This is a genomic window from Monoglobus pectinilyticus, from assembly GCF_002874775.1.
GTDB classification, from domain to species: domain Bacteria; phylum Bacillota; class Clostridia; order Monoglobales; family Monoglobaceae; genus Monoglobus; species Monoglobus pectinilyticus.
Genome location: NZ_CP020991.1, coordinates 592,830 through 612,417, shown reverse-complemented (window position 1 = coordinate 612,417; position 19,588 = coordinate 592,830). Strand labels below are relative to the sequence as shown.

The 19,588-nt window shown below is 46.0% G+C and carries 21 protein-coding genes; 15 read left to right on the top strand and 6 right to left on the bottom strand.

Features of this window, described 5'->3' with window-relative positions:
* Window positions 1-12 precede the first annotated feature (12 nt).
* The 6 genes from B9O19_RS02800 (at window position 13) to B9O19_RS02775 (ending at window position 6,805) form a co-directional block, all read left to right on the top strand.
* Window positions 13-279: a DUF4315 family protein gene (locus tag B9O19_RS02800; protein WP_003508256.1), complete on the top strand. Its 267-nt coding sequence runs from the start codon at window positions 13-15 to the stop codon at window positions 277-279.
* A complete protein-coding gene (locus tag B9O19_RS02795; RefSeq protein WP_102365015.1) occupies window positions 269-994 on the top strand; it encodes a DUF4366 domain-containing protein in 726 nt (241 codons plus the stop codon). Before B9O19_RS02800 ends, B9O19_RS02795 begins: the two co-directional genes overlap by 11 nt.
* Window positions 991-3,066: a type IA DNA topoisomerase gene (locus B9O19_RS02790; RefSeq protein ID WP_102365014.1), complete on the top strand. Its 2,076-nt coding sequence runs from the start codon at window positions 991-993 to the stop codon at window positions 3,064-3,066. Before B9O19_RS02795 ends, B9O19_RS02790 begins: the two co-directional genes overlap by 4 nt.
* Entirely contained in the window at window positions 3,063-3,431 is a 369-nt protein-coding gene (locus tag B9O19_RS02785; RefSeq protein ID WP_007860200.1) for a cysteine-rich VLP domain-containing protein, read from the top strand. The genes B9O19_RS02790 and B9O19_RS02785 overlap by 4 nt, the downstream gene beginning before the upstream one ends.
* A 124-nt stretch (window positions 3,432-3,555) precedes the next feature.
* Window positions 3,556-6,591 (top strand): antirestriction protein ArdA, encoded by a 3,036-nt coding sequence (locus tag B9O19_RS02780; protein ID WP_102365013.1) that lies wholly within the window; start codon window positions 3,556-3,558, stop codon window positions 6,589-6,591.
* Between the two features lie 4 nt (window positions 6,592-6,595).
* Entirely contained in the window at window positions 6,596-6,805 is a 210-nt protein-coding gene (locus B9O19_RS02775; RefSeq protein WP_102365012.1) for a transposon-transfer assisting family protein, read from the top strand.
* A 55-nt stretch (window positions 6,806-6,860) separates the two neighbouring features.
* Here B9O19_RS02775 and B9O19_RS02770 read toward each other — a convergent pair whose 3' ends face one another.
* Complete coding sequence (locus tag B9O19_RS02770; protein ID WP_102365011.1) at window positions 6,861-7,313, bottom strand: SLOG family protein; 453 nt, start codon at window positions 7,311-7,313, stop codon at window positions 6,861-6,863.
* Between the two features lie 161 nt (window positions 7,314-7,474).
* Between B9O19_RS02770 and B9O19_RS02765 the strand changes: the two genes are divergently transcribed.
* Window positions 7,475-7,825, top strand: a complete 351-nt coding sequence (locus B9O19_RS02765; RefSeq protein ID WP_007709550.1) for a helix-turn-helix domain-containing protein — start codon at window positions 7,475-7,477, stop codon at window positions 7,823-7,825.
* A gap of 191 nt (window positions 7,826-8,016) precedes the next feature.
* Here the strand turns inward: B9O19_RS02765 and B9O19_RS02760 are convergent, their stop codons facing one another.
* From B9O19_RS02760 to B9O19_RS02745, 4 genes are all read right to left on the bottom strand, one after another.
* Window positions 8,017-8,412 carry a hypothetical protein gene (locus B9O19_RS02760; protein ID WP_077734539.1) on the bottom strand — a complete coding sequence of 132 codons (396 nt, stop codon included), beginning with the start codon at window positions 8,410-8,412 and terminating at the stop codon, window positions 8,017-8,019.
* A 63-nt stretch (window positions 8,413-8,475) separates the two neighbouring features.
* On the bottom strand, window positions 8,476-9,813 hold the full coding sequence (locus B9O19_RS02755) for a relaxase/mobilization nuclease domain-containing protein (RefSeq protein ID WP_102365010.1): 1,338 nt from the start codon (window positions 9,811-9,813) through the stop codon (window positions 8,476-8,478).
* Window positions 9,774-10,103, bottom strand: a complete 330-nt coding sequence (locus B9O19_RS02750; protein WP_102365009.1) for a plasmid mobilization protein — start codon at window positions 10,101-10,103, stop codon at window positions 9,774-9,776. Before B9O19_RS02750 ends, B9O19_RS02755 begins: the two co-directional genes overlap by 40 nt.
* Before the next feature lie 201 nt (window positions 10,104-10,304).
* Window positions 10,305-10,661: a helix-turn-helix transcriptional regulator gene (locus tag B9O19_RS02745; protein ID WP_102365008.1), complete on the bottom strand. Its 357-nt coding sequence runs from the start codon at window positions 10,659-10,661 to the stop codon at window positions 10,305-10,307.
* A 397-nt stretch (window positions 10,662-11,058) separates the two neighbouring features.
* Between B9O19_RS02745 and B9O19_RS02740 the strand changes: the two genes are divergently transcribed.
* The 7 genes from B9O19_RS02740 to B9O19_RS02705 all read left to right on the top strand — a co-directional run bounded on the left by B9O19_RS02740 (window position 11,059) and on the right by B9O19_RS02705 (window position 16,285).
* A complete protein-coding gene (locus tag B9O19_RS02740; RefSeq protein ID WP_003431289.1) occupies window positions 11,059-11,244 on the top strand; it encodes a cysteine-rich KTR domain-containing protein in 186 nt (61 codons plus the stop codon).
* 16 nt (window positions 11,245-11,260) lie between these two features.
* Window positions 11,261-12,247 (top strand): 23S rRNA (adenine(2503)-C(2))-methyltransferase RlmN, encoded by a 987-nt coding sequence (rlmN, locus tag B9O19_RS02735; protein WP_102365007.1) that lies wholly within the window; start codon window positions 11,261-11,263, stop codon window positions 12,245-12,247.
* Between the two features lie 469 nt (window positions 12,248-12,716).
* The gene (locus B9O19_RS02730) at window positions 12,717-13,154 is read left to right on the top strand and encodes a sigma-70 family RNA polymerase sigma factor (protein WP_055219620.1); all 438 of its coding nucleotides are present in this window, start codon (window positions 12,717-12,719) and stop codon (window positions 13,152-13,154) included.
* Window positions 13,138-13,380 carry a helix-turn-helix domain-containing protein gene (locus tag B9O19_RS02725; protein WP_102365006.1) on the top strand — a complete coding sequence of 81 codons (243 nt, stop codon included), beginning with the start codon at window positions 13,138-13,140 and terminating at the stop codon, window positions 13,378-13,380. Before B9O19_RS02730 ends, B9O19_RS02725 begins: the two co-directional genes overlap by 17 nt.
* A 477-nt stretch (window positions 13,381-13,857) precedes the next feature.
* Window positions 13,858-14,028, top strand: a complete 171-nt coding sequence (locus B9O19_RS02715; RefSeq protein ID WP_102365005.1) for a transposon-encoded TnpW family protein — start codon at window positions 13,858-13,860, stop codon at window positions 14,026-14,028.
* A gap of 92 nt (window positions 14,029-14,120) precedes the next feature.
* Window positions 14,121-14,519: a recombinase family protein gene (locus B9O19_RS02710; protein ID WP_102365004.1), complete on the top strand. Its 399-nt coding sequence runs from the start codon at window positions 14,121-14,123 to the stop codon at window positions 14,517-14,519.
* On the top strand, window positions 14,516-16,285 hold the full coding sequence (locus B9O19_RS02705) for a recombinase family protein (protein WP_102365003.1): 1,770 nt from the start codon (window positions 14,516-14,518) through the stop codon (window positions 16,283-16,285). Before B9O19_RS02710 ends, B9O19_RS02705 begins: the two co-directional genes overlap by 4 nt.
* A gap of 102 nt (window positions 16,286-16,387) precedes the next feature.
* Here the strand turns inward: B9O19_RS02705 and B9O19_RS02700 are convergent, their stop codons facing one another.
* The gene (locus tag B9O19_RS02700; RefSeq protein WP_102365002.1) at window positions 16,388-18,502 is read right to left on the bottom strand and encodes a YfbK domain-containing protein; all 2,115 of its coding nucleotides are present in this window, start codon (window positions 18,500-18,502) and stop codon (window positions 16,388-16,390) included.
* A gap of 355 nt (window positions 18,503-18,857) precedes the next feature.
* Here B9O19_RS02700 and purC point away from each other — a divergent pair, with 355 nt between their 5' ends.
* Window positions 18,858-19,574 carry a phosphoribosylaminoimidazolesuccinocarboxamide synthase gene (gene purC / locus B9O19_RS02695; RefSeq protein WP_102365001.1) on the top strand — a complete coding sequence of 239 codons (717 nt, stop codon included), beginning with the start codon at window positions 18,858-18,860 and terminating at the stop codon, window positions 19,572-19,574.
* Window positions 19,575-19,588: the final 14 nt, after the last annotated feature.

The following is a 19,588-nucleotide window of genomic DNA, read 5'->3' as shown; positions in this document are numbered from 1 at the left end:
GAGTTAATTTCTATGGCAAACACGAAACTTGACCGTATCGAACGGGATATTGAGAAAACGAGGGCGAAAATCCTTGAATACCAAAAAAGGCTGAAAGACCTTGAAGCGCAGAAAATCGAGGAAGAAAATGCGCAGATCGTTCAAATGGTGAAAGCGGTACACCTTGACGGGGCGCAGCTTGCCGCGTTCCTCTCCGCTTACGCCAGCGGCGAAATTGCCTTGCCGCAGCCGGACGCAGACTATACCGACGAACAGGAGGAAACCGAAGATGAAGCATAAAAAACTGTTCCGCAGCGTTACCGCTTTGCTTGCCGCCCTTGTACTCATGGGCGGCTTTTCTGTTACCGCTTTTGCGGGCGGCGGTGATGTGAGCGACGAGCCGCCTACCCCCGTAACCGAAACCGAGCCGGAAGAAACGACGGGCGGCTATGAGCCGCAGCCCTTAACGCCGGAGGGCAACATGAGCCTTGTGGACGATATAACGGGCGAAGCGTCCGGCGATAAACAGTTTATTACCGTCGTTACGAAAAACGGAAACTATTTTTACATCATCATTGACCGCGCCGAGGACGGAGAAAACACCGTCCATTTCCTCAATCAAGTTGATGAAAAAGACCTTTTGCAGCTTATGGAGGACGAACAGACCGAAATCCCCGCTTGTAGCTGTACTGAAAAATGCGCCCCCGGAAGCGTCAACACCGATTGCCCCGTTTGCAGCGTCAACATGAGCGAGTGCGCGGGCAAGGAAGCCGAGCCGGAGCCGGAAGAAACCGAGCAGCCGGAGCCGGAGGAAGATAAAGGCGGCGGCATGGGCGGCGCTATTCTGCTTGTGGTGCTGCTTCTTGCCGCAGCGGGCGGCGGCGCGTTCTATTACTTTAAGATTATGAAACCCAAAAAGGACGCGGCAAAAGGCAGCAGCAACCTTGACGATCTCGACTTTGACGAGGACGACGAGGAAGAATTAGAAACCGAGCAGGAGGACGAGGAAGTATGAAACTTGTAATTGCAGAGAAACCGAGCGTCGGGGCGGCGATTGCCGCCGTACTTGGCGCGAATGAAAAGCGCAGCGGATATTTTGAGGGCAGCGGCTACCTTGTGTCCTGGTGTATCGGGCATTTGATTAGCCTTGCGGACGCGGCGACCTACAACGAGCAGTACCGAAAATGGAAGTATGACGATCTCCCCATTGTCCCGCAGGATTGGCAGTTTACCGTTGCCAGCGGCAAGGAGCAGCAGTTTTCCGTACTCAAAGACCTTATGCACCGCAGCGACGTTTCCGAGATTGTCAATGCGTGCGACAGCGGGCGCGAGGGAGAACTCATTTTTCGCTTTGTCTATGAACAGGCAAATTGCAAAAAGCCCTTTTCCCGCCTTTGGATTAGCAGTATGGAAGAAAGCGCAATCCGCGAGGGCTTTTCAAACCTTAAAGACGGGCGCAGCTATGACGACCTCTATCAATCCGCGCTTTGCAGAGCAAAGGCAGATTGGCTTGTCGGGATTAACGCGACCCGCCTTTTCTCTATCCTCTATCACAAAACGCTGAATGTCGGCAGAGTGCAGACGCCCACCCTTACCATGCTGGTAAACCGCGACTATGCGATCAGCAGCTTTAAGAAAGAAAAATATCATGTTGTCCGTCTGGACGCGGGTGGTGTTTCGGCTTTGTCCGAAAGGCTGAACGACGAAGCGGCAGCGCAGCAGATGAAAGCGGCTTGCGAGAAATCGCAAGCCGTTTGTACTTCCCTCAAAAAAGAGAAAAAGACCGTTGCACCGCCGAAGCTGTTTGACCTTACCGCGTTGCAGCGCGAAGCCAACCGCCTGTACGGGTTTACGGCGAAACAGACCCTTGATTATGCGCAAGCCCTCTATGAAAAGCGGTTTTTGACCTATCCCCGCACCGACAGCAAATATATCACTTCCGATATGCAGGACAGCACAAAGGAACTCATTACCGGGCTTTGTTCGCTGCTTCCCTTTATGCGGGACGTGAAGCTGCAAGCAGACCTTACAAGGGTTTGCGACAACAGCAAAGTAACCGACCACCACGCTATTTTGCCGACAGCCGAGTTTTTGAAAGCGGGATTTTCTTCCCTTGCCGACAGCGAAACAAAACTTATGACCCTTGTGTGCGCGAAGCTGCTTTGCGCCGCAGCCGCGCCCTATGAATACGAAGCGGTTACGGCGGTTATCTCTTGCGGCGGCTATACCTTTACCGTAAAGGGCAAGACGACGCTTTGCGAGGGGTGGCGTGAGATTGAAAAGCTGTCCCGCGCCGCGTCCGAGGAACAGGACGAGGACGCAGATCCGGAAACCGTTTTGCCGCCGCTTGCCGAGGGGCAGACCTTTGACAATCCGGCAGCGGAGATCTCCGAGCGTTACACGCAGCCCCCGAAAGCATATACCGAAGATACGCTTCTGTCCGCTATGGAGAACGCGGGCAAGGAAGAAACGCCGGAGGACGCAGAGCGCAAAGGGTTAGGCACTACCGCAACGCGGGCGGGTATCATTGAAAAACTCATTAGCGCGGGCTTTGCCGAGCGCAAGGGCAAAAAGCTAATCCCCACAAAGGACGGGTATAACCTTGCCGCTATTCTGCCCGAAGTCCTTACGTCCCCGCAGCTTACGGCAGAATGGGAAACCCGCCTTACCGGGATTGCCAAAGGCAGCGACAGCCCGGACGACTTCATGCGCAGCATTGAGGAAATGACAGCGGGGCTTATCAAAACCTATTCCGCGATTTCCGAAGATAAAGCGAAGCTGTTTACCCCGCAGCGGGAAGCAATCGGCACTTGTCCCCGTTGCGGCGCGGCGGTTTACGAGGGCAAGAAAAACTATTACTGTTCCGACAGGGCTTGCAGCTTTGTCATGTGGAAAAATGACTTGTTCTTTCAGCAGCGCAAAAAGACTTTCACAAAGGCGATTGCCGCCGCCCTTTTGAAAGACGGAAAGGTAAAAATCAAGGGTATGTACTCCACCAAAACCGGAAAGACCTTTGACGGGGTTGTGCTGCTTGCCGACACAGGCGGCAAGTATGTAAACTTCCGCGTCGAGCAGAACCGAAAATGATTAGGCTTGATGAAAAGCAGTATCGAGCCGTTAAGAAAATGACCCGCGCCGCGTGCGCCAACAACGATTGCGGGAACTGTCTGCTATTGGACGACGGGGAAACTTGCGTTTGTGTGCAGAGTATCAGCTATTCGCTGTTATGCCGTTATTTCCGCGAAGCGGTTTTACCCGCAGACAGGCAGCTATGCGAACAGATCACCCGCAGCGGGGAAACCGATTTGAAGCGTTGCGCGGTATGCGGCAGCACGTTTGCGGCGGGCAGCAATCGGGCAAAATACTGTCCCGATTGTGCGGCAAAGATACGCCGCAGACAGAAAGCGGAAAGTGAGAGAAACAGGCGTTTACGGATAAAAACAACTACATAGCAAGCACAGCAAACGAGTACCCGTTTGCGAGAAATGCCCGCGCTTCCCATAGAGAGCGCGGGCATTTTGCTTGTTGGGATAGTCCCAAACCCTTAAAAATCGAGAAAGGACGTGATGAAACAATATGCCGTATTCTTCATACGACCATGACAAATTGGAAACCGCCGAAACCATGCGGATAGAACGCCGGATATATTTTGAAGCAAAGGACGGGGAGATTGCCCCCTATGTTTCTTTGCCGCCGGAGCAGCTACACGCCATGCGCGAGGAAAGCGCGGCAGCGGAACAGGCGATTTTTAACGACCTTGCAAGACGCGCCGCCGCTTGGGAGGAACAGGCGGGAAAAACGCTTTTGCTTGACAAAGCGATTGAATACACAAGGACAACCGTTGTGCAGCACACTTCTAACGAGTGGCAGAAAGGCGAATATGACCGATACACCCGCAGCAACCGGGTATATCAGATGAACTACCACATTTACGAGAATACCCGCTACGACAAAGAAGCGCAGCAATCTATCCCGTATTCATGGACGCTTACATGGAGCGTGCGCACCAACAGCCCAAGCAGAACCCAAGCGAAGATCGCCGGACAGGACAGAAAGGTTTTCACCGATAAGGCGGCTATGGAAAAGTATCTGAATGGGCGTATCAAAGCGTATGACCGCTTGTTTACGGAAATCTCCCCGCCTATCCCGCAGGAGTACGCCGACTATTTCAAAGTAAACGGTATGCTCATGCCGGACTACACCATAGAGGGCGAGGAACCGCCGCAACAGCAACAGGCGACAGCTATCCCCGAAAATACCGGGCAGGAAAAGGAGCGTGAACACATGGACGGACAGTTTTCAATTATGATAGGCAACCGCAGCCGCTTTGAAGCGGGCGACCCAAGCGGTTATTGGCTGGATATGCCCGCCACAAAGGAGCAGCTTCACGAAGCTATGCAGAGCGTCGGCATTACCGCAGACAACCCGCAGGATTTTTCCATTCGCGGTTATTCCGACGACCCGGAGAAACATATTGCCTTGCCTTATGACATGGTATGCGCCGCCAGCGTGGACGAACTCAATTTTCTTGCGGCGCGGATTGAGCAGCTGGACCCCGCCGAGATCGGCAAGCTGAACGCAGCCTTGCAGCAGAAAAACGGCTTTGAGAACATCGGACAGGTAATCGACTTCACCTACAACGTGGATTTCTACGTCCATATTCCCGAAGTACATACCTACCGCGATTTGGGCGACTACTACTTAAATCAATCCGGCATGGTACAAATGCCCGAAGAATGGAAAGGCGGGATTGACCTTGCCGCTTTTGGCAGAAACGCCGCCGAGCAGGAAAAAGGCGCGTTTACCGAATACGGCTATCTCGTCGAAAGCGGCGACGAGTGGGAGCGTCAATTTGAGGGGCGCGAAGTGCCGGAGGAATACCGCATTATGAGTTACCCGCAGCAAGAGCGCGGCGAACAGGATAAAGTCTTTATGGACGTAGCCGAAGCGCAGCAGACAGAAACGCCGCCCGCCGAGCCGCCGCAGCCCCGCCCCGTCGTGCCGATTATCCTTTCTTCTGAAAAACCCGGCGACAAGGTAAAGGAGATCACCGCCCGTCTGGAACAGGGCATACAAGCAATTTTTGACAGCGACCGCTACAAAGAGTTTTTAACGGCTATGTCAAAGTTTCACGATTACAGCTTGAATAACACTATCCTAATTGCCATGCAGGGCGGCAATTTGGTAAAGGGCTATTCACAATGGCAGAAAGAGTTTGACCGCCATGTGAAAAGCGGCGAGAAAGGTATTAAAATCTTTGCCCCCGCGCCCTACAAGGTAAAAAAGCTGGTGGATAAAATCGACCCCGACACAAGAAAGCCCATACTTGACAGCGAGGGAAAGACGGTTAAGGAAGAAAAGGAAGTTACCGTTCCCGCCTTTAAGGTTGTAACCGTCTTTGACATTTCGCAGACCGAGGGCAAGGAGTTTCCCGACCTCTCCGTTAAACCGCTGCTTGCCGATGTAGAACAGTACGAGGACTTTTTCGCTGCCCTTGAAAAAGCGTCCCCCGTTCCGATTGCTTTTGAGCAGATCACAAACGGCGCAAACGGATATTTCAGCTTGACCGATAAGCGAATTGCTATCAAAGAGGGTGTGAGTGAGCTGCAAGCGGTTAAGACCGCCATTCACGAAATCGCCCATGCGAAGCTGCATGACGTGGACTTAAACGCCCCGCTGGAGGAACAAAACCGCATTGACCGCCGCAGCCGCGAGGTACAGGCTGAAAGCGTTGCCTATACGGTGTGTCAGCATTTCGGGCTTGATACGTCCGATTACTCTTTCGGGTATGTTGCCGGGTGGAGCAGCGGCAAGGAAATGACCGAATTAAAAGCGTCCCTTGAAACGATACAGGAAACCGCAAAGGAACTCATTACCGAGATTGAGGGACATTTTACCGAATTGCAGCAGCAGCGGCAAGCCGAGCAGGAGCAAGCGCAGCAGACCCCCGTATTTGATAAGCTATCTCCCGAACAGCAGCAAGCCCTATCCGATACCGTAAAAGATACGCTGCAACTGCTTGTAGACGCAGACAAGCGGATTTATGGCGACGTTACGGGCAAGACCCTTGAAGCAATCGCAGCGCAAGGGTATTCCTACAAAGACGGGCAGCTTGAAAAGCAGCAGCCGGAAGCGACCCCCGAAAGCCTTATGACGGGCGAAACCGTCAGAACGCCGCGAGGAAACTTTTGCATTACCGACATGAGCCGCGAACAGATCGAAGCGGCGGGCTTTGGGTTTCATCATGCGTCGGAGGACGGGAAGTATCTCATTATGGGAAATGGTACACAGGCTTATGCCATAGCTGCCGAGCAGCCGCAGCGGGATAATCCCTTAAAGCACGTTGAGGACATTGTAGAGCAGAACGACAACAACTTTGACGGGATTATCAATAATACGCCGCAAACGCCCACCATCGCGGATTTGGAGCAGCGGGCAAAGGCGGGTGAAGCGATCTCCGTTACCGACCTTGCGAAAGCGGTAAAAGCCGAGAAACGGGAGCAACCGCAGAAGAAACCGTCCATTTTGAAGAAGCTGGATGAGTACAAGAAACAGGCGGCGCCGCAGCCGAAAGACAAGCAGAAAGAGCAGAAAAAGGATTTGGAGGTTTGATAGTATGAATATCCGCTTTACCATTGAGGAAGAAAACATAATTGCGATTTACGCCGAGGACAGCCGGGAAAGGACGATTGATAATATCAACTCTGCCATGCCCTACATGGACGAGGATATGCGCCAGCTTGCCGCCACAGCGGTAAACAAGCTGCAATCCATGACGGACAGCGCATTTTCCGAAACTGTCTTTACTCTCACCGACGACGAATAAGCCTTAACGAAACGGGGGGCGCGGTTGCCGATTGCCGGCACCGCACCCCCGTTTTTTATCGTTCCAGCAAGATTATCTTTTTTCCCTGTTTTTGTGCGTACCGCAGCGTCGTATATGCCCCGCCGAAGTCGCGCCAAACCATAACAATCAAATAGTCGCTATTATCCACAAGCCACCTGTTGCGGGCGGGTATTGCCCGCTTATAGTGTATCTCCGCTAACTCTGCCGGGATAAGAATATCATCAAAACTCGTTTCGTAATACTCCTTATACTCGTTTAATTTTTGTTGCATATAGGGAAGAACAAGCGTCAGCCGGATTTCTTTGTTTGGGTATTTTCTTTTCAGATTGCGGACAGCAGCAGCGGAAAATCCGTCGAACTCTCCCATACCGCCGACGTAACAATATAACGTATCTTCATTTTCGATCAGCGTTTCAAGCGCGTTTTCTATTTTTTGAGTGCAGGAGCCGAAAACTTCTCTATGCCCTGCAAAGGTGCAAGTAATCATTGTATTCCCTCACATATATTAGAAATACAGCTTGTGAGGTGGAATATAAAATATTTTCATCAAAATACAAACTGTATAAAGCAATCCTTTATACAGATTATTATAATGATACAGCGGAAAAAATACAATATAAGAAAGTGAGTGATTGCGAGGGATTTTTAATGGAATTAGATTATAGAGCGATTGGCAAGCGCATAAAGATTGCCCGTATTAAAGCGGATTTGACACAGGAAGCATTAGCAGAAAAAGCGTCGCTTTCCACAACACACATGAGCAACATCGAAACAGGCAACTCCAAATTGAGTTTGCCGACGATTGTATCTTTGGCAAATGCCCTTTCCGTTTCTGTTGACGAGTTTTTATGTGATAGCGTGATACACTCCAAAGATATTTTTTCGCAGGAGATACAAGACCTTGTTTCCGATTGCGACGAATACGAAATCCGCATGATTGCAGACTTTGTAAGGGCGGCAAAGGAAACCATACGCAAAAATGCCAAACTGAAAGAGTGATTAGAATAAAGCAGGGGCGCGGCTGCCGATTGTCGGCACCGCGCCCCGTTCTTTTTTGCTTTTTCGTGGAACATTAGAAAGGCATTTTTTGAGGTTTGAGTATAAAGTATCGTCCATACCGCTTTCGCGCTCTGGAAGCCGCAGAAACACAGGCGTTTTCAGCCCTTAATGTTCCACTTGCTACCCTTGTTTTATGCCTTATCTCTTGCCTTGATATGGAGAAGTAACATGACGATAAAAGCAAGCCCGCAGACCACATAAAACCAAAGTTGATCTGCATTGGAGATAATAAACGCCAGCAGCCCGAAAATGACCGCCCAGGCAGCAGACAGCAGCACCCCGATTACCCAAAATCCAAAACGTGTTTTTTGGAGAAACAACAGCAGCGCGAATACAGCCGCGCCGATCAGCACGCACAAGGCGGGGTGCAGCGTGAAAAAGTGATTGCAGCACACGCCGGATATAATACCGAGGGCGATACTGTCAAAAACAATGATATGCCCGATAAAAAGCCCCACTACCATAAGGATAAAGCTAACTACAAGACCGATTATTAAATAGGCTCCCGCCGCCGCTAAATAGCCCATATATACACTTCCTTTGTTCTTTGAATACAGTTTGATTGTAACAGGTTTTTGTGAAAAAATCTATTAGCCCCGTTCCTGTTCTTTTGCCTTGCTTTGGGACGGATATAGAATACTGTCAACGTTCTTTTTGACAACGCCGTATTCCTGCATTTGCTTCTTGGCTTGACGATAATCCTCATACAATTTGCTTTTCCTGTCGTTTAAGCTGCTATACTCTTTACGCAGCGCGGCGAGATCGGGCAGCTTCTTTATCTGCATTTCCTTTAATGCCCTTGCCGCAGCTTCAAACAGAATTATTTCGCTTTCATGCCCCCGCAGATACTTTTCCTTGTCCGGTGATTTTCGGTATTCGTCGTAAATCGGTTTTAACTGTCGGTACGTGGTGGTGTGCTTGATAAGCAGCGACAAATCAGACATACGCTGCTCTACGTCCTTAACCGCCCTTGCCGCCGCGTCATGGGCGGTCATAATATCCGCGATTTTGCTTTCAAGGTCGCTGTAATATTCAATCTTGTTTTCAGTCAAGAAGTTCATGCTTTTTGCAGCCTGTTTCAGATTATGGATTTTCACCCACCGTTCATAGCCCGCCGATTGTTGGGCTTTAATGCTGTTTTCAATATCGACGACAAGACGGATTTTCTTATCTTCCCGCAGCGGTTTTGACTTGGCGATATATACGCCCTTGATACGTTCCTTTATCGCTTCTTCCGTATAGGCCGCGCCGAGCGTCTTTGCGCGGGTAAACCGTTCCTGTCCGGCAGCGCGGAAAGAAATATATTTGCCCTGTTTGATTTCATACCCCATTTCCTGCAAACGGCGCAGCAGTTCGTCAAAATCTTTGACTTGGGGAATGAGGGTATCTATCGCCGTTTTCAGCTTTGCTTTGTAGCTTGTCCCTTGCTTTTCGGCGGTGTATTCCGCATAGCTTTTCCCTTTGTCCTGTCCCGGCACGACAACGGATAGCCCATGCTCTTTACATATCCTGTCGCTGGTGCGCCGGATAGCGTGATAGCTTTGCTTGTTGGAATGGTACTTTTTGTAGTCAACGAAGCTAACCGCATTGAAAATCAAGTGATTATGCAGATGGTCTTTATCGACGTGAGTTGTCAAAACAAACTCATACTTGCCGCCTAAAATCTCTTTGGCAAGTTCCATGCCGATTTTGTGCGCTTCTTCCGGCGTGGTTTCGCCCACCGCAAAGGATTGTATCAAGTGCCGCCCTAAATGTGTGCCGCGATCTCCGGCAGTTTCTCGCGTCCATGCAAACTCTATATCGGCGGTTTCCAGCCCGCAGCCGAAAGAGGACGCAAGCAGTTTCCCGTCCGTCTTTTCGGGATTTAAGATATAGTCTATCGCGGCCTTTAAGGTTGATTTAATAGGGTGCGTCTTTGTAACCGCCATATCTCGTCCACCGCCTTTTTTATATCCTCAATATCCTGCTGGTAAACCGTCCCCGTCGCGTTGGCGCGTTTGGCAATCTGGTTGATATTCCGGCTCACCGCTTGCAGTTCCCGGATATATGTTTTTGTGTCGCTCCGGTCAACGACAAGGATATACCCGTCAATCGCCATTTTGCGCAGATACGCTCCGTACTGCTTTATGGGAAGCTGCTTCATTTTCTCGTCGATCAGCCGCTTTTCTTCTTCCGTAACGTAAAACTTCATTTGGATATTTCTCTTTCGGTTTTCCATTTCCGCGCCGCCTTTCGGTATAAGGGTTTGGGATTATCCCAACAAGCATTTTTCGCAAACGGGTACTCGTTTGCTGTGCTTGCTATCTACTCCATACCCCTACCGAAAGGCGGTATTTGTTGCGCGTCCCCTCAATTTTGGGCGCAAAAAAAGATTGCAGCCGCCATGCGCTGCAATCCTGCATTTCCCGTATGAAAGAGGTTAGCCCTCTGTCTTTTCGACTTCCGTAATTTCCCTTGCCGTTGCGGTTACAATCCGTATGCCCTTATCGCTCATACCGTCCAGCAGCGCGTCAAGCTGCCGCCGATTGGTAGATTTCTCCACGTTTTTGTTCGGAAAGAAAAATTGATCGACGGAAATATGATACCGTGTTACAAGGTCATAGAACACCTGTAAACTCGGTTGCTGCCCCTTGTTCTCAATATTTGTAAGGTAGCGCGGGGAAATATATAACTCGTCGCTTACCTTTTTCCGGCTCTCGCCGCGCTCATTTCTCGCGGCTTTTATAGCTGCCCCGAAAGCCTTAAAGTCGTACAATGGTACGGGTCTTTTTGCCATTTTCATTCACCCTATTACATTTTACAGTTCACCTTTCTTTTTGGATATGTCCACACAATTCATATCATTAGGTTAAATACTTCCTGTTGTGTATTGACAGTAGACTGATTTTCTGATAAAATAAAATGTATGTAAAAGGAGGCGGCGTTTATGTTGCATAGCATGCGTATTAGATAAGCATTGAAAAAAGGATTTTCCCATTTTCAACATGGGCTTTTTTGTCATGCTTATTTTGCGGATGCTATACAAAAAACTAACGACGTATAGATATAGTATAGACATAGTGCAAGCTATGCCTTAGTTTTGTTGTACTGCTCTGTGCATTATAAATGCAGGTCAATCCTCAACATGAGCATTGACCTGCATTTTTTTGTGTAAAAAGGACGAGTGAAATATAATGCTTAAAAAATATTGGATAAAATGTCCGATTTGTAACGGAAAGACGAGAGTTCAAGTATTTCATAATACTGTATTAAAAGATTTTCCTCTTTTCTGCCCTAAATGCAAATTGACGCATATCATTGATGTAGAAAAATTAGAGATTGTAATCAAAAATACAGAAAAACAAACTTTTATTATTTAGAAGAAAGGATATAAAAATGAAACGTTTACCTAAATATACGCCTGCGGAAGTACGGAATGATCCATACGGATTTACTTACAAAGAAATGTCGGAAGTTATTGGCGAGAATGAAGCAAAAGCCTTATATAAAGAATTATATAAGCAATTACCACGCAAAAAAAATCTATCAATGTTGGTAAAAAATATTTACAAAAGCAGTGATACTGAAAAGTATGTTTACGAACTGAAAGACAACAAATACATTGAAACGGTTTTTATCAAGCGGCGAGATGGTGGAACTGTTTGCGTGAGCACACAAGTCGGTTGTCCTGTTGGTTGTATTTTTTGTGAGTCCGGGCGAAATGGCTTTGTTCGTAATCTAACATCGTCAGAAATCGTACAACAGATTATATTGTTGCGTCGAAAAGTAAACCGTATCGTTTTTATGGGTATGGGAGAGCCTTTATTCAATTATGACAACTTGATAAAAGCAATCCATATTCTCCGAGATAGATATGGGCTCAACTTTCCAACCGACGGCATTACCATATCAACAGTTGGTCCGGTCGATCAATTAAAAAAATTGCGCGAGGAACATCTTAAAATTCAGTTGACAATATCTTTACACGCAGCAACACAATCTGCAAGAAATCGTATTATTCCTCACATGCGCATATATGCTATTGAAGATGTTGTTAAGCAAGCCTTATCCTATTCTGAAAGGCATAATCGCAAAATTGTCTTTGCGTATTTGCTTTTACCGGGTATAAATGACCGGCCCTCAGATGTAAGACAACTTGCAAAATGGTTTCGGGGCAAAAAAGTTATGATTAACGTGTTACAATACAACCCAACAAGCAATTCAAGAATTAAAGCACCACAGAAACGGGAAATAGTTGCATTCAAACATCAATTAGAGCAAGCAGGACTTGAAGTTACTATGAGAGTTTCTCATGGCAGAGAGATTAACGCGGCTTGTGGACAGTTAGCTAACACATATAATAAATTCAAAAAAAATGATTAAAAGTGCCAGACGCATAGACGCAGAGCCGATAACGCATTAGGTCAAAAAACCTATGTGTTATCGGCTTTTTTATTTAATATTGAGCAAAAGCCGCTGTTCCCTATTATAGAATGGATTGCGGGTAGTGTATTAAAGTCGCCCTTTTTTAAGGATACGGCGGTATCTGGGAGGTATCGTCGTGTCTATTTTTATTTACTGTAACCCGCCTAATGCTTTGCGGTCAAAAAAAGCCATTACCCGCCAGCGGGATATTCCGGCTATGAATACGAACTGTCAGTACATCTAAATATTGCTCACAATTCCTTTGCGCTCGTCCGCGTCTTGCGGGCGGGCGCATTTTGTTTATTTCAATATATTTTTGAAAGGAGCAACAAAGAGCCATCTCCCGAACGGGTACAGAGCGAAAGGGGCAGAGAGGACAAGCCTTTAACTCCCGTCCTCTACTCCACGCGGGAAGGAGGTGAACTCTATGGAGCTATCTTCTTCCGACAAAGAAAGAATACAACATCAGTATGACGCATTGGCAAAGAAAACGTTGGTAGGCGAAGCGAAAAGCTACCGCCGCACCCTTGCGAAACGCGCAGCCCGCGAAGTAACTTTTTCGGATTTGAGCGAAAGCGAACTCGCACAGCTTTTCACGACGGACGAATACGAAAGCGATTATTACCGTTTTCAAGTGTCCGGCTTTGATGTACTCGTCAAAAATGAACTGCTTGCCGAAGCCCTTAACGCTCTGCCCGAAAGGAAACGCGATATTGTTCTCTTGTCCTACTTCTTGGATATGAGCGACGCGGAAATTGGCGAACTGCTGAATGTTGTACGCACGACGGTTTTCCGGCATAGGAAATCCGCGCTTGCGAAGATCAAACAGTATTTGGAGGGAAAAGCAGATGATGAACACCGTTAGGAAATCTGAAAATCTGTTGCCGTTCCCTGTCATTTCCGCAGCGGCAAACGGCGACACAAACGCCATGTGCGCGATCTTGAAGCATTACGGGGGTTACATAGCGAAACTTTGTACCCGAACGCTGAAAGACGACGCGGGCAATACTTACTCCTATGTGGACGAAGAAATGCGTAACAGGCTGCAAGTGCGCCTTATTACCCGCACTCTTGCGTTTCATGTAGGCTAACTCTTTAAGCCCATGCGGGGAGCGTGTACCCCTTTCCACGCTTCCCGTTATGGGCTGTTTGTCGTTCCGTAAAAGCATATCCGCTGTTGATGTGCTTTTGCAGGCCGACAAAGCCTTATTGTTCCTTGATAAAGAAAGCCCGCAAGATAACGGCGGTGCAGTATAACAGGCAAACGAATACATACCGCTTATATCGAGCCGAACAGCGGGTACGCCAGGACAGCTTTTCACACAGGGAAAGTCGAGCGAGAAATACCGCGCTGCAAAACAGGTTTAGCAGCTTGTGGGCAACGACATATAGGCGGGACAAAACGCCTTTATAGCCATAGTCCGAGCGTTAAGAGCGTCGCAGGCATTGGGTAAAGCTGCCTTAAATGAGCAGGGGTGAAACTCCCGCGGTGCTGCCGCTGACAGCCGTTCGTTTCTGCCTTTCATTTTTAATCTTTTTGTTATCCCACGAAAGGGGGATTTTACATTATGGAACAAACAAAGCAAACAACAAAATCACCGGTTGTGCGCGAATACAAAATCGGGGATATTACCTATATTGTCAAAGCCGTTGTTAAGGACGGTGTAAAAGAGGACGCCGCGACAAAGGTACGCCGCTTAATCCATAATGACTTAAACCGGGGAAAAAGCCCGGTATAATGCCGAAAATGTAATCCTATTGCAGACGGACGACGGGTTTTGTGGTATAATACATATAACCTGTTTGTCCGGCTGTCGGAATAGGAGGTAACATGAAACAGTCGGATAAATTGACCGCATACTATTTTCGTGCGGCGCAACAAATAGATACTTTGTACCTTGACAATCAAATGCAAAAACTTCTTTACCACGCAAGCCAAAACGGGATTGCCGCCTTTGCGCTGTATGTGGATAACGGTTATAACGGTTTGAACTTTAACCGTCCCGCATTTTCCCTCATGCAGCAGGATATGAGCGACGGGCGCATTAGTAAAATCGTTGCTACGAGCCTTGACCGTATTTCCCGTAACAGTTTAGATGTGCTTGCTTTTGCAGATTACGCCGTTTCTACGGGCATTTCTCTGGAAACAATCAACGGCGACCATGCAACGCTGGATTGGAACAGACAGCTATATGCTGCACTTGCCGCGAAAGGTGGTGAGTGCAAATGACAAAGACCTTTTCTTTTCAGCAGATTGCTGTCCCCAAAGTGTTAAGCGAAGAAGTCCGCGAAGCCATTTCAAATAATGTTTTGCAATTCTATGTGCGCGATCAGCAGCAGGAAGCGCAGGACGAGGGCATAACGGCTTTATATGAACGCCTTTCACAAGAGGACAAATTAGAGGGTGAGAGCAACAGTATTGCCAACCAAAAGAAGATATTGGAACGGTACTGCCGGGAGCATGGAATTACCGCTTATCGACATTATGACGAGGACGACGGGTATTCCGGTACAAACTTCAACCGCCCCGGATTTCAACGTATGCTTGCCGATATAAAAGCTGGAAAAATCAAGCGCGTTATCGTCAAAGATATGTCCCGTTTCGGGCGTGATTATCTGCAAGTCGGTTTCTACACCGATATGCTGTTCCCCGATTTTGGCGTGCATTTTGTCGCGGTTAATGACGGAGTTGACAGTACGCGGGGCGAAAACGAGTTTACCGCAATCCGCAACGTGTTCAACGAAATGTATGCCCGCGATACTTCAAAGAAGATACGCGCTACTTGGCAATCAAAGGGAAAATCCGGCGAACACCTTACTACAATCCCGCCTTATGGCTATATGAAAGACCCCGACAACAAAAAGAAGTGGATTATTGACGAGGAAGCCGCAGCCGTTGTGCAGCAGATTTTCGCATTGTGCGTTTCCGGCATGGGACCGACACAAATTGCAAAATGGTTAGAGAAAAGCGAAATCCTCAATCCTACTTTCTATTGGTTGTCAAAGGGTATGAAAGTCGGCAACAAGCCGAAGCCGGGGGCAAACCCGTACAAGTGGACGAATGAAACGGTTTCCCGTATGCTTGAAAAGATAGAGTATTTAGGGCATACCGTAAACTTCAAGACCCGAAAGCAATCCTACAAGAGCAAAAAGAAGTTGTGGAACGACCCGTCCGAATGGGTGATCTTTGAGAACACGCAGCCGCCGATTGTAGAGGAAAGTGTATTTCTCATTGTGCAGAACATACGCAAATCCCGCCGCCGCCCCACCAAAATGGGCGATATGGGTATTTTCTCCGGGCTGCTTTATTGTGCAGAGTGCGGCGGTAAAATGTATCAATGCCGAGCAACGAACTTCACCGAAGAACAGAAGTATTTTATCTGTTCAACCTATCGGAAAGGCAAAGACTTGTGTACGACCCATTCAATCAAAAATGTTGTTCTGTATGAAATCGTTTTGAAAAACCTACGGGAAGCAATCGACTATGTAACAGAGCATGAAGCCGAGTTTGTGCAGGAAGCAGCAGACAGCCGTTTGCGAGAGCGCGACGCAGAGTTTTCCCGCAAGCGCGAAACACTTTCCAAAGCTGAAACCCGTATTGCCGAGTTGGATAATCTGTTTAAGCATTTATATGAGGACAATGTAACCGGGAAATTGTCTGACGAACGGTTTATCAAAATGTCCCATGATTACGAATTGGAGCAGAGCAATCTAAAAGCTATGGCAGAAGTGCTACGGGAAGAAATCAAGCAGCAGGAAAAACAAAAGACCAACGTTAAAGCGTTTATCAGCGCGGTAAAGAAGTACACCGATATGCAGCAGCTTGACGCTGCTATGCTACGGGAGTTTATAGACCGTATCGAAGTTTCCCATACCGACAAAAAATCCAAGACAAGGGAAATCACGATTGTATACAACTTCATCGGTGCATTTGATTTTGAACGGGCGAAAGAAAAAGCCCAAAATACAACGGAAAAACAGCAAAGAACGGCATAGCCGTTTGGCTACACCGTTCCTTGCTAAAATGTTTTCTTAATTCACCGCCCCATTAGAAGGCGGGTTTTAAATACCGTAGTAAAGTATAGCATAAACAATATCTTAATTTATATATTTTATAAGGTCAACAAGCTGAATAAACTCATGCTTAAATCCAAATTCATCTTCACCAACCCCTGATTGCGCTTGTTTAATTACATTTTCAAGAGTAGCCGATCCTTTATATTCTGAATCATTTAAAATCATTCCAAGCTGGGCTGCTGCGGAAGCGAACTTGAAATTCTCAGACGGATTGGAATTTATATTTGAACCGATAGGCTCTTCTATAAGTTTGCTTTCAGTGCCGTCAGGGTCCTTATACCTGATTTTAAGATACATAAGCTCGTCAGACGGTTTTGCATTTGTATCCCGGTATCTAAAGTCCTGCGTTTCAGTCCCGTCTGCCGGAACAATTTCATAAAAAGCGGTTACAACAGCCCCGGCGCCAAGTTCACCGGCGTCCTTTTCGTCGTTTTCAAAATCTTCATTGTTCAGTATTCTATTTTCGTATCCTACAAGTCTGTATTCTTTAACTTTAGATGGATTAAATTCAACTTGAAGCTTAACGTCTTTGGCTATTGGATACAAAGTTTTTATCATTTCATCAGCTAATACTTTTTTGGCCTCTTTGATGTTGTCTATATATGCGTAGTTTCCATCGCCTTTGTCAGCCAAAATTTCCATTCTGTTGTCTTTGTAATTCCCAGTTCCAAAACCAAGCACGCTGACAAATATTCCTTTGCTGCGTTTTTCGGTCACCAGTTGCTCAAGTTCTGTAGTTGAAGAAGGTCCAATATTGAAATCACCGTCGGTACATAATATAATTCGGTTGTTACCGTCTTTTAAATTTTTCTCTGCCAATTCATAGGCTTTGTTTATACCGTCATATCCGTTTGTTCCGCCGCATGCCTGCAATGAAAATACAGCATTTTTAATAGTTTCTTTATCTGATGCGTTAACGCTGTCTAAAACTATATTGGTGCCGTTTGCGTATGTGACAAGCGATATTGTGTCTCGTTCATCAAGTCTGCTCAGGAGCAAATTCAAAGATTTTTTTACGAGCGGAAGTTTGTTTTCTGAAAACATTGAACCTGAAACGTCAATCAAAAATACTAAATTGCTGGGTTTGCGTTCTTCGATTGGAATTTCGTCTCCCTTAATAGAAATCATAGTCAGTTTATTATCAGAATTCCATGGGCACACAGCAGTTTCAGAGGATACTGAGAAAGGTGTTCCATCTTCCGGGAGAGGATAGTCGTAATCAAAGTAATTTATGAGCTCCTCAGTTCTTATAGAGCCGTACTTCGGCATGTGTCCATTTAGAATAAACCTTCTCATGTTGCTGTAAGACGCAGTATCAACATCAATTGAGAAAGTGGAAAACGGTGATGTAAGAGGATTTTTAAAAATATTTTCGTCTTCTTTTGTATATTCCTCTGTGTCAAAGCTCGGATACCACGGAACAGAAGAAGTGCTGTTAGATGAGTTTATCGCTGAACCTCCGCCTCCGCTTCCGTTTCCGCTTCCGCCGGATGTACTGCCGGTTACACTTTGTTGTGGAGTGTAATTATAATTGTTATTATTAGTCTCATCCTGTTTAGCTTTTTCTGCATTGCTGATTTCAGTTTTTAGATTTAAAAAGTTTTTTATATTATATGCAATATTGATTGCGTCACTGCGTGATATAGCTTGTTCGCTAAGCGCTTGAACCCCGTCCATAAGTCCGTTATCTATTGCGGCTGCGATATAATCTAAAGGATAATTTTTATTGGTTGAAATAATTCCTGCGGAGACAGCCGCAATCTTTGCGGCTTCTTTAAATAAAATGTTTTCATTTGGCATAAAGGCTTGATTTTCATAGCCGTTAATAATATTTGCGTTCTTTAGCGGCATTATATAGTTATAAGCCCAAAAATCTGAATTAATATCTGAAAATTCTAAAGAGGTATCATCAAAGTTTAGTATTGATGAATTTTCTGATTCAAGAACTTCATAGATTAATTTAGAAAACTCAGCACGGGTAACCGGGCTGTCCAATTGTAAATCTCCGTTTTCATCCCCTATAACTATTCCTGCATTCTGCATAGATTTTATTGCTTCATCGCTTTGCGCCGCCATAGCCGCAGAAGATGAGAGCAGCATAGCAGAAGCAACCAATAATGAAATTTGTTTTTTCATGACATAAAACCTCCCATGTGATTTATGTTATATTAGACGAATCAATCAAATATTAGTTCCCAAAATATGTAAATAATATATATTTTATTATTCGAAAAATTTGATTATTAACTCATAAAAACTATTGATTATGTTTTAAACGGAACTATTATGAACAAATCACATACTGCAAGTGATATAAATTTATTATATAAATATGTCAAGTTTACACATTTTTATTTTTTTCGGCAAAAAAACTTTAGACAAAATTTTATTTTTTTCTTATATTTAACTCTTGCATTTTATTATTGAATGTATTACAATTATACTGTATTTTTGTTGTTAATTTATATTTATATATATTGGAGGAATTGTAATGGAAAAACTTGAACAGCTCTACGAAGGCAAGGCGAAAAAAGTATTTAAGACTGACGACCCTGAAGTTTTAATGGTTGACTACAAAGATGACGCGACAGCGTTTAACGGTGAAAAAAAGGGAACAATCCAGTCTAAGGGTATTATTAATAACCGTGTTACCAACCATCTTATGAAGATGCTTGAAGATCAGGGGATTCCAACTCATCTGATTAAAGAGATTTCCGATAGGGAAACATTAGTTAAGAAAGTTACAATAGTACCTCTTGAAGTTATAATCAGAAACGTAGCGGCTGGTTCATTTTCAAAGAGATATGGCGTTGAAGAGGGCAAGGAGTTATTGGCTCCAACGCTTGAGTTCAGTCTTAAGAACGACGATTTGGGCGACCCGCTTATCAACTCTTATCATGTTTTAGCTTTAGGTCTTGCAACTCAGGAAGAAATTGACACTATAGCTAAGTATGCGTTTAAAGTTAATGAAATCTTAAAGAAGTATTTGCTTGATTTGGGAATCAAACTTATCGACTTTAAGCTTGAGTTTGGTAAAACAAGTGACGGCACTATTGTTCTTGCCGATGAGATTTCTCCGGATACCTGCCGTTTCTGGGATAAGGACACAAATGAAAAACTCGACAAAGACAGATTTAGACGTGATATGGGCGGTGTTGAGAACGCTTATGAAGAAATTATGAAACGTTTAATGGGTGAAACTGTTTAAATTATAAAAATATA

Excerpts from the sequence above, each read along its gene's own strand:
- B9O19_RS02715 (WP_102365005.1), top strand. The coding sequence starts at position 13,858 with ATGGAACAAACAAAGCAAACAACAAAATCACCGGTTGTGCGCGAATAC.
- B9O19_RS02705 (WP_102365003.1), top strand. The coding sequence starts at position 14,516 with ATGACAAAGACCTTTTCTTTTCAGCAGATTGCTGTCCCCAAAGTGTTA.
- B9O19_RS02750 (WP_102365009.1), bottom strand. The coding sequence starts at position 10,103 with ATGGAAAACCGAAAGAGAAATATCCAAATGAAGTTTTACGTTACGGAA.
- B9O19_RS02765 (WP_007709550.1), top strand. The coding sequence starts at position 7,475 with ATGGAATTAGATTATAGAGCGATTGGCAAGCGCATAAAGATTGCCCGT.
- B9O19_RS02785 (WP_007860200.1), top strand. The coding sequence starts at position 3,063 with ATGATTAGGCTTGATGAAAAGCAGTATCGAGCCGTTAAGAAAATGACC.
- B9O19_RS02710 (WP_102365004.1), top strand. The coding sequence starts at position 14,121 with ATGAAACAGTCGGATAAATTGACCGCATACTATTTTCGTGCGGCGCAA.
- purC (WP_102365001.1), top strand. The coding sequence starts at position 18,858 with ATGGAAAAACTTGAACAGCTCTACGAAGGCAAGGCGAAAAAAGTATTT.
- B9O19_RS02755 (WP_102365010.1), bottom strand. The coding sequence starts at position 9,813 with ATGGCGGTTACAAAGACGCACCCTATTAAATCAACCTTAAAGGCCGCG.
- B9O19_RS02770 (WP_102365011.1), bottom strand. The coding sequence starts at position 7,313 with ATGATTACTTGCACCTTTGCAGGGCATAGAGAAGTTTTCGGCTCCTGC.
- B9O19_RS02730 (WP_055219620.1), top strand. The coding sequence starts at position 12,717 with ATGGAGCTATCTTCTTCCGACAAAGAAAGAATACAACATCAGTATGAC.
- B9O19_RS02800 (WP_003508256.1), top strand. The coding sequence starts at position 13 with ATGGCAAACACGAAACTTGACCGTATCGAACGGGATATTGAGAAAACG.
- rlmN (WP_102365007.1), top strand. The coding sequence starts at position 11,261 with ATGAAACGTTTACCTAAATATACGCCTGCGGAAGTACGGAATGATCCA.
- B9O19_RS02775 (WP_102365012.1), top strand. The coding sequence starts at position 6,596 with ATGAATATCCGCTTTACCATTGAGGAAGAAAACATAATTGCGATTTAC.
- B9O19_RS02725 (WP_102365006.1), top strand. The coding sequence starts at position 13,138 with ATGATGAACACCGTTAGGAAATCTGAAAATCTGTTGCCGTTCCCTGTC.
- B9O19_RS02745 (WP_102365008.1), bottom strand. The coding sequence starts at position 10,661 with ATGGCAAAAAGACCCGTACCATTGTACGACTTTAAGGCTTTCGGGGCA.
- B9O19_RS02780 (WP_102365013.1), top strand. The coding sequence starts at position 3,556 with ATGCCGTATTCTTCATACGACCATGACAAATTGGAAACCGCCGAAACC.
- B9O19_RS02790 (WP_102365014.1), top strand. The coding sequence starts at position 991 with ATGAAACTTGTAATTGCAGAGAAACCGAGCGTCGGGGCGGCGATTGCC.
- B9O19_RS02795 (WP_102365015.1), top strand. The coding sequence starts at position 269 with ATGAAGCATAAAAAACTGTTCCGCAGCGTTACCGCTTTGCTTGCCGCC.
- B9O19_RS02740 (WP_003431289.1), top strand. The coding sequence starts at position 11,059 with ATGCTTAAAAAATATTGGATAAAATGTCCGATTTGTAACGGAAAGACG.
- B9O19_RS02700 (WP_102365002.1), bottom strand. The coding sequence starts at position 18,502 with ATGAAAAAACAAATTTCATTATTGGTTGCTTCTGCTATGCTGCTCTCA.
- B9O19_RS02760 (WP_077734539.1), bottom strand. The coding sequence starts at position 8,412 with ATGGGCTATTTAGCGGCGGCGGGAGCCTATTTAATAATCGGTCTTGTA.